Raw genomic sequence first — 11,309 nt, 5'->3', positions numbered from 1 at the left:
TCCATGATCGCTCTCCTTCCGCCCCTACTTAGCCATCGACGCGGGCGACCGCCACCTGTAGCCAAGGGCCCATGCCCGCGCCGATCTCCATCGTCATCCCCACGCTGAACGCCGCCGAGTCCATCGGCCCGACGCTGGCGAGCCTGACGCCCGGCCTGTTCGAGGGGCTGGTGGCGGAACTGATCCTCGCCGATGGCGGCTCAACCGACGGAATCGAGGCGATCGCGGCGGAGGCAGGCGCGACCCTGATCGAGGCCCCGAAGGGCCGCGGCCAGCAACTCGCCGCGGGGTGCGCCGCGGCGCGCGGCGACTGGCTCATGGTGCTTCATGCCGACACGGTGCTGTCGCCCGAGTGGTGCGATGCGGTCCGCACACATCTGCAAGGCCATGCCGACAGCGCCGGTTATTTCGCGCTGCGCTTCGACGATCCGTCCCTGCCCGCCCGCCTCGTCGCGGGCTGGGCCAACCTGCGCGCGCGCCTGTTCGGCCTGCCCTATGGCGATCAGGGTCTGCTCGTCTCCCGCACCGCCTACCGTGCGGCGGGCGGTTACGCCGCCATCCCGCTGATGGAGGATGTGGCACTGGTCCGCCGCCTGTCCCTGCGCGCCCTGCCCGCAACCGCCACGACCTCCGCCGCGCGCTACCGCCGCGACGGCTGGCTGCGGCGCGGCGCGCGCAACCTCACGACACTGTGCCTGTACTTCGCCGGGGTCGCGCCCGAAAAACTGGCGGATCGCTACGCGAGGAGCCGATGACCCCGACCCTGATCCTCTTCGTCAAGGAACCGCGTCCGGGCCGGGTCAAGACCCGCCTCGGGCGCGACATCGGCCCGACCGCCGCCGCATGGTGGTTCCGGCACCAGACCCGCCGCCTGATCCGCCGCCTGTCGCGCGACCCGCGCTGGAACACAGTGCTGGCCGTCGCCCCCGACCGCGAGGGCATGGAGAGCCGCTGCTGGCCTGCCCATGTGCCCCGCCAGCCCCAGGGGCCGGGGAACCTCGGCGACCGCATGGCCCGCGCGCTTCGGTCCGCCCCGCCCGGTCCCGTCGCGATCATCGGCGCGGACATTCCCGGCATCACGCCCACCCATATCGCCCGCGCGTTCCGTTCGCTCGGGAGCCATGACGCCGTGTTCGGCCCCGCCCCCGATGGCGGCTATTGGCTGATCGGACTCGCCCGCCGCCGTGCCGTGCCGCCTGCCCTCTTCGCGGGCGTCCGGTGGTCGAGCGAGCACGCCCTCGCCGATAGCCGCGCCACCCTGCCCGACCATTCCATCGCCCTGGTCGACACCCTACGCGACGTGGACACCGTGGCCGACCTCGACCGCGTCTAGCTCCAGCGCGCCCAGCGCCCGTGGAAGTCGGCGCGGCCAAGCTCCTCCGATCCGCCTGGGAAGCGCGTCAGCATGACCGAGGCCGACCCCGGCTCCGCATCCGCCTCCATCCGCAGCCAGGCATCGAGCCGCCCGTCCGCACCGGCCTCGCGGATGACAGCTTCCGTCCGCGCCTGCTCCGCCTTCGGCATATACTGCCACATGATCGAGTGCATCACGACGCGCTGCCGCCCCTCGGGCGCCGGTGCGGCCAACCGCTCCGCAAGAAACGCCGCCGCCCCCTGCCGCACGATCTCGGGCCGCGCCTCGGCCACCAAGTCCACCGCTGCGGCGATCCGCGCGCGCCGCGCCGCCTGGTCGGGCCAGATATAGGCCATCAGCCGCCTGCGCTCGGCCCCAACGGCCACGTCGATCGGAGCCAGATCGCACCCCGAACGCGCCGCGACCCGTACCTCCCGGTCCAGCGGAGGCACCTGCCCCGACCAGTCGCAGGCGAGCGCCACCGGCCCGCCGCCCCAGTGCCCGACGCCCAGATCGTAGCCATATCGCTCGGCGTAGAGGTTCAGCCCCGCCGACGCACCGATCTCCAGCAGCTCGAAGTCCCGCCCGTCCGCGAGATGCAGCAAGCCCCCCAGAAGCACGCCCGACCGCCCCACCTCGTTGGTCTGCGGCGCGGAGGCGAGCCAAGGCACGACCCTTGTGCCTTCCTCCGCGATCCAGCCCATCAGCCCGTCGGCGAACTCGGCATCCCCGACCTCTTGCGGCGGCCACAGCGCCTCCAGCCGCGCATCCTCCCAGCTCAACGCCTGCAATCCCCCGCAGACCCGCAGCGCCAGCGCATCCGCCCCCGGATCGCCCTCCCAGCCCAGCACCGCGTCGCCCAGCGGCTCACCCACCTGCAAGCCCTCGCCCAGCACCGCGCAGAGTCGCGCCGTGAAGGACGAGCCGAGCTTGCCGCACGCCTCCCCCTGCCGCGCGAAATGCGCGCGGATCGCCGCTGACGTCGCGTCCCCGCTGGGCATGTCGGCCTGCCTCCCCTACGCTTTCCGCAAAACCAAGGGGAGATTATTCCATGAAGGCCATGCGCGTCCACGAACTCGGCCAGAAGCTGCAACTCGACGAAGTGGAGGCCCCGACCCCCGGTCCCGGTCAGGTCGCCATCGACGTCGCCGCCTGCGGCGTGAACTTCGCCGATACGCTTGTCGTGCAGGGCAAGTACCAGGAAAAGCCCGACCTGCCCTTCGCCCCCGGCGGCGAGATCTGCGGCACCATCCGGGAGGTCGGCGAGGGCGTGAAGCACCTACAGGCCGGAATGCGCGTCGCGGCCCTGACCGGCCACGGTGGCTTCGCCGAAGTCGCCCTCGCCGATGCGCGCGCCTGCATCCCCGTGCCCGATGGCATGCCGGACGCGCATGTCGCGGCCTTCACCATCGCCTACGGCACCAGCCATGTCGCCCTCGACCACCGCGCGAAGCTGAAGGAGGGCGAGACCCTGCTGGTCCTGGGTGCGGCCGGCGGCGTCGGCCTCACCGCCATCCAGATCGGCAAGCTGATGGGCGCGACCGTCATCGCCTGTGCCCGCGGCAAGGAAAAGCTGGAGATCGCCCGCGCCGCCGGGGCCGACCACCTGATCGACAGCGACGACGGCAACCTGCGCGAGGCGGTCAAGGCGCTCGGCGGCGCGGACGTGGTCTACGACCCCGTGGGCGGCGACCTCTTCGACGAGGCCCTGCGCGCCTGCAAGCCCGAGGCGCGGCTGATCCCCCTCGGCTTCGCCTCCGGCAAGATCCCGCAGATCCCCGCCAACATCCTGCTGGTCAAGAACCTGACCGTGATCGGCCTCTACTGGGGCGCCTACCAGAAGTTTCGGCCCGACGTGCTGATGAACAGCGGCCAGCAGCTCTTCACCTGGTACATGGAGGGGAAGCTCAAGCCGCATGTCAGTCACGAGGTGCCTCTGGACCGTGCGGCCGAGGCGCTCGACCTGCTGACCAGCCGCAAGGCGACCGGCAAGGTGGTCGTTACAATCTAGAATTGTATTTAATTAATAAGATCAATATCTTGAAACTTACCCCGAGGAGGCAGCGTTGCTGTGTCGACATTCCGAGGGAGATACTAATGAATAAATTTCATCTTGCCGCGATCAGCGGTCTGATTGTCATGCCGTCCACAGCGATGGCGCAACCGCTGGACCCGGTTGTGATCGCCCAGCGCCTGTGCGAGCCGATGCAGAGCTCGACCATCGCCCTGTGCTGCGCTGCGGAGAACCGGGAGCAGGTGCTGCGCTTCGACGAGATCGAACAGTGCCCGGTCCGCGATGAGGCCAATATCCGCGCGGCCCTGGCCGCGATCGGTCTCGCGCCCGGCCTGTCGGACGAGACCATGATCGTGATCGCCGAGGTGGATCCCGCGCTCGAGGACGAGTTGACCGAGGACAGCCTCGTCGCGTTGACACCGGACGACACCGGCGTTGCGGGCTCCACCGCGACGACGACCCAGCCCGTCGCTCAGCAGCCGGTCGTGGTCGGAGCGGATAACGGCATCGAGACGCCGATCGAATCATCCGAGACGGCGAAGAACAACGATATCGACGCAGTCGCGGGCCAAGGCGGAGATGACGACACCATCGTCGCCGGATCGAATTCCGGCAGCGGCTCCTCGGGTGGCGGCTCGACCGGCGGTTCCTCCAGTGGCGGCTCGACCGGCGGCAGCTCGCCGAGCGATGGGTCGACGACCGGCTCCACGGACGAAGGTTCGACCGGTGGCGGTTCCACCAGCGGTTCTACGGGCGGCGGCTCCAGCAGCGGTTCGACGGGCGGCGGCTCCAGCAGCGGTTCGACGGGCGGTGGTTCGACCGGTGGCTCCGGCAGTGACGGCGCGACCAATGGCGGTTCGACCGGCGGCTCCGGCAATGACGGCGCGACCAATGGTGGCTCGACCGGCGGGTCCGGCGATGACGGCGCGACCAATGGCGGCTCGACTGGCGGCTCCGGCGGTGACGGCGCAACCAATGGTGGCTCGACCGGCGGCTCCGGCGATGACGGCTCGACCGATGGCGGCTCGACCGGCGGCTCCGGCGATGACGGCTCGGAGCCGGGCAACCCCGGCAACGATCAGAACACCGGCGGCGCCGGTGAGCAGCCTGGCAATGGCGGTTTCGGAACCAATGACGATACCGGTCAGTCGGACGACAGCGAAGCGGGCGACGCCGACCGCGACCCCGAAGGGAACGGCAACCAGACCGAGTGACGGCCATTGCGCGGCGGGGTAGACCCGTCGCGCAGTCCCGCTCACCGAGCGGTGGTCGCCCCCTTCAGCTTCCTGCAAATACGCTCGCCCGGCCCGCCATCGCGCGGTGCCGGGCGTTCGTTCACTCGGCGGCCACGGCTCCTTGCGTCGCGCCGTAAGCCCCGCGCACCGCGCGCGCCAGATGCCCGGCCAGCACCGCGTTGGCGCCTTTCGCCACATACATGTTGATGTTGATCTTCGGCAGTTGCGGCAGCATCCCGCCATGCCGGACCGTTTCCATATAGGGCGGCGTGGACCCGGCCACGACCGCGTGCACGGCGAGGTCCGCGCTCACGCTCGCCTCCACCGTCCGGGTCGAATCGCTTTCCACCGCCATCTCCCAGGGGATGTCCTGCCGATCGAGCGCCGCCTGTACGCCCGCACGGAAGATGCAGGCATATTCGAAGGCCAGCCGCAAAGGCCGCTGCTTCCACGCCTGCCCGCCCGGCGCACCCACCCAGTCGAGCCCGTGGGTCGCCAGCGTTTCACCACCGGCATCCACCTCCGACTCGGTGGTCAGGATCAGGTCGACCTCGCCCCGTGCCATCTGCGCCTTCAGCCCGCGCGTGTAGGAGGAGATGAGCTGCACCTTCACCCGAGGATAGTCGACGGCGAAGCGTTGCAGGATCAACGGCACATGCGGGTAGACGATGTCATGCGGCACGCCGAACACGATCTCGCCCTCGTAGGCATGATCGGTCATTCGGCTCCACACCTCGTCGTTCAGCCGCAGGATGCGACGGCCATAGCCCAGCAGCTGCTCGCCCTGCGCGGTCAGCGCGACGCCACGTCCCGAACGGTCGAGCAAGGGTTGGCCCAGCGCCTCCTCCAGCCGCTTGATCTGCATGGAGACGGCGCTTTGCGTGAGGTGGAGCTGGCCCGCCGCGCGGGTGACGCCACCACACTCGGCCACGGTGACGAAGCTGCGCAGGGCGGTCATGTCGAGATTGCGGGGCATCATCGCCTCCCGTGATGGATCAGTTCACATTCATTCGTTTGTGTTACGCGAGGCGCGAGCCTAGATCAATCACCATCAGCGATCGAAGCACGACAGATCATTACGAGTAAAGATGGAGCACGCCATGTACATGACCGCCACCCTGCCCCGCGCCGCCCGCCGCGGCCCGTCCCTGATGGCCCGCCTGATGGGCTGGAGCGCCTGCGCCCGCTCGCGCCGTCGGCTGGCCGAGCTCGACGCGGACCGGCTGGCCGATCTGGGCCTGACCCGCGCCGAGGTCGCGCGCGAATGCGCCAAGCCGTTCTGGGCGTGACCCCTTCCCCGCGGGGAAATGGTCAGAAGGGCTGCCACATAATTTCGGTATGCCGGGCCCCCTCCGGCCGCAGTTCCGACAGATAGAGGCCGAACCCCTCCGCCGCGAAGGGTCCGGCCTTCGTCGTCAGGTTCCGGGCGATCCAACCCGATAGCCGTGCATCGGGCGGCTGCCCCTTCAGCCGCGCCAACGTCACATGCGGCACGAAGCGGCGATGGGAGACCTCCAGCCCCGCCGCACGGGCGGCGCTACGCACCTTTCGCGACAGATCCGCCAAAGGCGCCGGCGGCCCGACCTTCGCATGGAGCAGGCGCGGCCGTTCGCCTCCGAACAGGTCCACCCCCTCGATCCACCACGCGAACGGGTCGACATGGATGCGGGCGAGCTCGTCGGCGAAGTCCTCGGCCATCCGCTCGGGCCACTCTCCCGCGAAATGCAGCGTGATGTGCCACGTCTCCTCGTCCACGCCCGCGACCGGCATGTCCTCGCAGATCCGGGCGAGCGCATCCTCCGCGACCTCGCCCAGCGGCAGTGCCACGAAGAGGCGCATCACTCCTCCGCGCGGTCGATCAGCTCCTGCACCTGCGGGCCGAGCACCGCGACGATGCGCGCCACGCCCTCCGCATTCGGGTGGATGCCGTCGGGCTGCATCAGCGAGGCTGCATCGTCGAGCGCCTCCGCCTCCAGCCCCTCGAAGAAGCTGTCGGCGAGCAGCGCGTCGTATTCCGCGGCCAGTTCGGGATACATGGCGTCGAAGGCGGCCTTGTAGTCCGGCCCGTAATTGCCCGGCGCCTCCATCCCCACCAGCAGTACCGGCAGGTCGCCCGCCGCTTGAAGAATGCCGTCGAGATTGGCGCGGCTGACCTCCGGATCGATCCCGCGCAGCAGGTCGTTGCCGCCGAGTGCGACGATCAGCGCGTCCACCTCGGGCGTCAGCGTCCAGTCGATCCGCGACAGCCCTCCAGCGGTCGTGTCGCCCGAGACGCCGGCGTTGAGAACCTCGACATCCTCGCCCTCGGCCACCAGCCAGGCCTGAAGCTGCGGCACCAGCCCCTCGTCCACCGGCAAGCCGTAGCCCTGCGTCAGCGAATCGCCCAGTGCCGCGATGGTGATCTGCTCCGCCTGTGCAGCCGTAACGGTCCCGAGGGTCACGAAAAGCGCGAGCGCGCCGTTGCGGATGCGCCACGCCCGCCCATATCGAGAGACGACGCCCGAGAGGAGCCTGCCGATGACCGACCCCGTTCTGACCTTGCGCGATGCGCGGCTGACGCTCGACGGCAATGCGGGCCGCGTCGACATCCTGCACGGCATCGACCTCGACGTCGCTCGGGGGGAAACGGTGGGGCTGACGGGGCCGAGTGGCTCTGGCAAATCGTCTCTCCTCATGCTGATGGGCGGGCTGGAGCGCGCCACCTGCGGGACTGTCACGGCGCTGGGTCACGATCTGACCGCGCTGGGGGAGGATGCGCTCGCGCGCTTCCGCCTCTCCCATATGGGGGTGGTGTTCCAGTCGTTCCACCTGATCCCCACGATGACCGCGCTGGAGAATGTCGCCACCCCGCTGGAACTGGCGGGCGCGCGCGACGCCTTCGACCGCGCGGCGGCGGAGCTTGAGGCCGTGGGCCTCGGCCACCGGCTCGATCATTACCCGTCGCAGATGTCGGGGGGCGAGCAGCAGCGTGTGGCGCTGGCCCGTGCCGCCGCCCCGCGGCCCGAGATCCTGCTGGCGGACGAGCCGACGGGCAATCTCGACGGGCCGACGGGCGAGGCGATCGTCGACATGCTGTTCGGCCTTCGCGACCGGCACGGGGCAACGCTGGTGCTGGTTACGCACGCGCCGGAACTCGCCGCCCGCTGCGACCGGCAGGTGCGTCTGCGCGACGGGCGACTGGACGATCTGGCGGAGGCGGCGCAGTGAGCCAGCTCTCTACCGCCTGGCGCATTGCGCGGCGGGAGCTGCGCGGCGGCCTGCGCGGCTTTGTCATCTTCCTGATCTGCCTCGCGCTCGGCGTCGGGGCCATCGCCGCGGTCGGCTCGGTCCGGGCGGGCATCGCGGAGGGCCTCGCACGCGAGGGCGCGGCGATCCTTGGCGGTGACGCGCAGGCGGGGTTCACCTATCGCTTCGCGACGGAGGAGGAGCGTGCCTGGCTCGACGGCGTGGCGGATGCGGTCAGCGAGACGGTCGACTTCCGCTCTATGGCCGTGGCGGGCGACGATCGCACGCTGACGCAGGTGCGCGGGGTGGACGGGCTCTATCCTCTCTATGGCGAGGTCGTGCTCGAGCCGCCGATGGGCATGGCGGAGGCGCTGGCCGATACCGGTCTGCCGGGTGGCGTGATGCAGCCGGTGCTGGCCGCGCGACTGGGGCTGGAGGTGGGCGACCGCTTCACCCTCGGCACACAGGAGTTCGAGCTGCGTGCGCTCTTGGAGCGGGAGCCGGATTCGGCGGGTGCGGGCTTCGGCCTCGGGCCGCGGACCATCGTGTCGCTGAAGGGGCTGGAGGGGTCGGGGCTGATCACGCCCGGCACGCTCTACGAGACCGAATATCGCCTGCGCCTGCCGGAAAGCGCCGATCTCGATGCGCTGGAGGCGGCGGCGGAGGATCGCTTCGCCGATGCGGGGCTGCGCTGGCGCGACAGCCGCAACGGCGCGCCCGGCGTGGCGCGGTTCGTGGACCGGCTGGGGGCGTTCCTGGTGCTCGTGGGTCTGTCGGGCCTCGCCGTGGGCGGGCTGGGGGTAAGTGCGGCGGTGCGCGCCTACCTGGACCGCAAGATCGACACGATCGCGACGTTGAAGACGCTGGGCGCCACGGGGCGCGTGATCTTCGCGACCTATTTCATGCAGATCGGCGTGCTGGCGCTGGCGGGCGTGGCGCTGGGGCTGGTTCTTGGCGCGCTGGTTCCACTTCTGCTCGGACCCGTGATCGAGGCGCGGCTGCCGGTGCCGGCCGTCTTCACCGTCTATCCCGGCCCGCTGGTGGAGGCGGCGCTCTATGGCCTGCTGACGGCGGCGATCTTCGTCATCTGGCCGCTGGCCCGCGCGAGGGACGTGCGCGCGGCGGGGCTGTTCCGCGACATGGGCGGGTCCGGAATGGGCCTGCCGCGGCCGGTCTATCTCGGCGTCATCGTCGGGTTGCTCGTCGCGCTGGTAGCGCTGGCCGTGCTGTTTTCGGGCGCGGTGACGCTGGCACTGGCGGCGGCGGGCGGCATCCTTGCCGCACTGCTCATTCTCGCGGTGATGGCCTGGGGCGTGCGGATGCTGGCGCGGCGCGCGGCCCGGCGCGTGCGCGGACGGCCCGCGCTGCGGCTGGCGCTCGGCGCCATCGGCGGACCGGGGGGCGAGACGGCGTCAGTCGTGCTGTCGCTCGGCCTGGGGCTGACCGTCCTCGCCGCCGTCGGGCAGATCGAGAACAACACGCGCAACGCCATCGCGCAGGACCTGCCGGAGATCGCGCCGGCTTACTTCTTCGTCGATATCCAGAACGCGCAACTGCCCGAGTTCCTCGAAACCGCGCGGGCGGAGGAGCGCGTGGGCCGCATCGACACCGCGCCCATGCTGCGCGGCATCATCACGGGCATCAACGGGCGTCCGGCCGAGGAGGTCGCGGGCGAGCATTGGACCCTGCGCGGCGATCGGGGTGTGACCTATGCGCAGGTCCAGCCCGAGGATGCGGTGCTGACCGAAGGCGGCTGGTGGCCGGAGGACTACGCAGGTCCCCCGCTCGTCAGCTTCGCTGCGGAGGAAGGGGCGGAACTGGGACTGAGCCTCGGCGACCGCATCACCGTCAACATCCTCGGCCGCGACATCGAGGCGGAGATCGCGAATTTCCGCGTGGTCGAGTTCGGCAACATGGGCATCAACTTCATCATGCTGATGAACGAGGGCGCGCTGGCGGGTGCACCCCATACCCATATCGCGACGCTCTATGCCGAGGAGGCGGCGGAGGCGGACCTGCTGCGCACCCTGTCGCGCGCCTTCCCGAACGTCACCGCCATCGGGGTGCGCGACGCCATCGCGCGTGTCAGCGAGGCCTTTAGCGGACTTGCGGCGGCGACATCCTACGGTGCGGCGGCCACGCTCGTGACGGGATTCGTCGTGCTGATCGGTGCGGCGGCGGCGGGCACGCGGGGCCGCGTCTTCGAGGCCGCGGTGCTCAAGACACTCGGCGCGCGCCGGAGCCGGATCCTCGCGAGCTTCGCCTTGCGGGCGGGCATCCTCGGGGCCGCTGCCGGGCTGGTCGCCATCTTGGGCGGAGCGCTCGCGGGCTGGGCCGTCATGGTCTTCGTCATGGAGGCGGATTACGCGTTCGAGCCGGTCTCGGCGTTGGCCATCGTCATCGGGGGTGCGGTGGCGAGCCTGCTGGCAGGGCTTGCATTCGCCTGGCCTCCGCTCGCCGCACGACCGGCGAGGGTTCTGCGCTCGCGCGATTGAGAGGGTATGCGCCGCTCGGCTTGGGTTTGTCAGTTGCGCGGCGTCGGGACGTTATGCGGAGCTGACGACTCGACCCCCCGCCCCCGCCGCGCCACCGGTTTCTCTTGAATCGCACCGCCAGCTTCACGATATTGAACATGAAAAGGCCATCCAGGCCCCATGCCAACCGACAGGAGTTCTTCATGGCACAATCCGATATCCTCCGGCAGCAGACCGCCGCCGGTGTGCGCACGGCGGAAATCGACGCCGGTCTGCGCGCCCACATGAACAAGATCTACGGCACGATGTCCGTGGGTCTGGTCGTCACGGGTTTGGTGGCCTGGGCGCTGGCGGGTCTTGCCGTGACCGAGAGCCCGACGCAGTACATGGTCCGCGACGGCATGTACCTGACTGATCTGGGCTACGCGCTCTACGCCTCGCCGCTGAAGTGGGTGATCATGTTCGCTCCGCTGGCCTTCGTCTTCGGCCTCGGCGCGGGGATCAACCGCCTGTCCACAGGTGCCGCGCAGATGGTGTTCTACGCCTTCGCCGCCGTGATGGGTGCGTCGCTGAGCTCGATCTTCCTCGTCTACACGTCGATGTCGATCGCGCAGGTCTTCTTCGCCACGGCCATCGGCTTCGCCGGGCTGTCGCTGTGGGGCTACACCACGAAGAAGGACATCTCCGGCTGGGGATCGTTCCTGTTCATGGGCGTGATCGGCATCTTCGCCGCGTCGCTCATCAACATCTTCCTGCAGTCCTCGGCGCTGATGTTCGCCGTGTCCGCGATCGGCGTGCTGGTCTTCGCGGGCCTGACCGCCTACGACACGCAGCGGCTGAAGAACGAATACCTGATGGCCGTCGCCCACCCGCAGGGGCAGAGCTATCTGGGCAAGGCCGCGATCATGGGCGCGCTGAGCCTCTACATCAACTTCATCAACATGTTCATGATGCTGCTCTCGCTGTTCGGCAACCGCGAGTAAGCGACCGCACGATCGGAACGTCAG

General features: G+C 69.8%; 12 protein-coding genes. 8 read left to right on the top strand and 4 right to left on the bottom strand.

Going from position 1 to position 11,309, the window contains the following annotated elements; all coding sequences use genetic code 11:
- The first annotated feature begins 71 nt into the window (after positions 1-71).
- Complete coding sequence (locus tag RX333_RS07120) at positions 72-755, top strand: TIGR04283 family arsenosugar biosynthesis glycosyltransferase (RefSeq protein ID WP_316014234.1); 684 nt, start codon at positions 72-74, stop codon at positions 753-755.
- Positions 752-1,333, top strand: a complete 582-nt coding sequence (locus RX333_RS07115) for a TIGR04282 family arsenosugar biosynthesis glycosyltransferase (RefSeq protein WP_316014233.1) — start codon at positions 752-754, stop codon at positions 1,331-1,333. Before RX333_RS07120 ends, RX333_RS07115 begins: the two co-directional genes overlap by 4 nt.
- Here the strand turns inward: RX333_RS07115 and RX333_RS07110 are convergent.
- A complete protein-coding gene (locus RX333_RS07110) occupies positions 1,330-2,355 on the bottom strand; it encodes a DUF2332 domain-containing protein (protein ID WP_316014232.1) in 1,026 nt (341 codons plus the stop codon). The genes RX333_RS07115 and RX333_RS07110 overlap by 4 nt on opposite strands.
- A 50-nt stretch (positions 2,356-2,405) precedes the next feature.
- Here RX333_RS07110 and RX333_RS07105 point away from each other — a divergent pair, with 50 nt between their 5' ends.
- The gene (locus tag RX333_RS07105; protein ID WP_316014231.1) at positions 2,406-3,365 is read left to right on the top strand and encodes an NADPH:quinone oxidoreductase family protein; all 960 of its coding nucleotides are present in this window, start codon (positions 2,406-2,408) and stop codon (positions 3,363-3,365) included.
- An 86-nt stretch (positions 3,366-3,451) separates the two neighbouring features.
- Positions 3,452-4,582 (top strand): hypothetical protein, encoded by a 1,131-nt coding sequence (locus RX333_RS07100; protein ID WP_316014230.1) that lies wholly within the window; start codon positions 3,452-3,454, stop codon positions 4,580-4,582.
- Between the two features lie 121 nt (positions 4,583-4,703).
- Here the strand turns inward: RX333_RS07100 and RX333_RS07095 are convergent, their stop codons facing one another.
- Positions 4,704-5,579, bottom strand: coding sequence for a LysR family transcriptional regulator (locus tag RX333_RS07095; protein ID WP_316014229.1), 876 nt, complete (start codon positions 5,577-5,579; stop codon positions 4,704-4,706).
- Between the two features lie 124 nt (positions 5,580-5,703).
- Between RX333_RS07095 and RX333_RS07090 the strand changes: the two genes are divergently transcribed.
- Entirely contained in the window at positions 5,704-5,892 is a 189-nt protein-coding gene (locus RX333_RS07090) for a DUF1127 domain-containing protein (RefSeq protein WP_316014228.1), read from the top strand.
- A 22-nt stretch (positions 5,893-5,914) separates the two neighbouring features.
- Here the strand turns inward: RX333_RS07090 and thpR are convergent, their stop codons facing one another.
- Positions 5,915-6,442, bottom strand: coding sequence for an RNA 2',3'-cyclic phosphodiesterase (gene thpR, locus RX333_RS07085; RefSeq protein ID WP_316014227.1), 528 nt, complete (start codon positions 6,440-6,442; stop codon positions 5,915-5,917).
- The gene (locus RX333_RS07080; protein WP_316014226.1) at positions 6,442-7,044 is read right to left on the bottom strand and encodes an arylesterase; all 603 of its coding nucleotides are present in this window, start codon (positions 7,042-7,044) and stop codon (positions 6,442-6,444) included. The genes thpR and RX333_RS07080 overlap by 1 nt, the downstream gene beginning before the upstream one ends.
- Before the next feature lie 76 nt (positions 7,045-7,120).
- Between RX333_RS07080 and RX333_RS07075 the strand changes: the two genes are divergently transcribed.
- The 3 genes from RX333_RS07075 to RX333_RS07065 all read left to right on the top strand — a co-directional run bounded on the left by RX333_RS07075 (position 7,121) and on the right by RX333_RS07065 (position 11,285).
- Entirely contained in the window at positions 7,121-7,810 is a 690-nt protein-coding gene (locus RX333_RS07075) for an ABC transporter ATP-binding protein (protein WP_316014225.1), read from the top strand.
- The gene (locus tag RX333_RS07070) at positions 7,807-10,323 is read left to right on the top strand and encodes an ABC transporter permease (protein WP_316014224.1); all 2,517 of its coding nucleotides are present in this window, start codon (positions 7,807-7,809) and stop codon (positions 10,321-10,323) included. Before RX333_RS07075 ends, RX333_RS07070 begins: the two co-directional genes overlap by 4 nt.
- A 182-nt stretch (positions 10,324-10,505) precedes the next feature.
- A complete protein-coding gene (locus RX333_RS07065) occupies positions 10,506-11,285 on the top strand; it encodes a Bax inhibitor-1/YccA family protein (RefSeq protein ID WP_316014223.1) in 780 nt (259 codons plus the stop codon).
- Positions 11,286-11,309 lie beyond the last annotated feature (24 nt).

The sequence above is a fragment of the Roseobacter sp. HKCCA0434 genome, assembly GCF_032464675.1.
Taxonomy (GTDB): domain Bacteria; phylum Pseudomonadota; class Alphaproteobacteria; order Rhodobacterales; family Rhodobacteraceae; genus Pontivivens.
Note: the sequence above shows the minus strand (reverse complement) of the source record. Positions and strands in the feature narration are given on the sequence as shown.

Bases quoted from the DNA above. Each gene is read 5' to 3' on its own strand.
- RX333_RS07120 (WP_316014234.1), top strand. From the start codon at position 72: ATGCCCGCGCCGATCTCCATCGTCATCCCCACGCTGAACGCCGCCGAG.
- RX333_RS07115 (WP_316014233.1), top strand. From the start codon at position 752: ATGACCCCGACCCTGATCCTCTTCGTCAAGGAACCGCGTCCGGGCCGG.
- RX333_RS07110 (WP_316014232.1), bottom strand. From the start codon at position 2,355: ATGCCCAGCGGGGACGCGACGTCAGCGGCGATCCGCGCGCATTTCGCG.
- RX333_RS07105 (WP_316014231.1), top strand. From the start codon at position 2,406: ATGAAGGCCATGCGCGTCCACGAACTCGGCCAGAAGCTGCAACTCGAC.
- RX333_RS07100 (WP_316014230.1), top strand. From the start codon at position 3,452: ATGAATAAATTTCATCTTGCCGCGATCAGCGGTCTGATTGTCATGCCG.
- RX333_RS07095 (WP_316014229.1), bottom strand. From the start codon at position 5,579: ATGCCCCGCAATCTCGACATGACCGCCCTGCGCAGCTTCGTCACCGTG.
- RX333_RS07090 (WP_316014228.1), top strand. From the start codon at position 5,704: ATGTACATGACCGCCACCCTGCCCCGCGCCGCCCGCCGCGGCCCGTCC.
- thpR (WP_316014227.1), bottom strand. From the start codon at position 6,442: ATGCGCCTCTTCGTGGCACTGCCGCTGGGCGAGGTCGCGGAGGATGCG.
- RX333_RS07075 (WP_316014225.1), top strand. From the start codon at position 7,121: ATGACCGACCCCGTTCTGACCTTGCGCGATGCGCGGCTGACGCTCGAC.
- RX333_RS07065 (WP_316014223.1), top strand. From the start codon at position 10,506: ATGGCACAATCCGATATCCTCCGGCAGCAGACCGCCGCCGGTGTGCGC.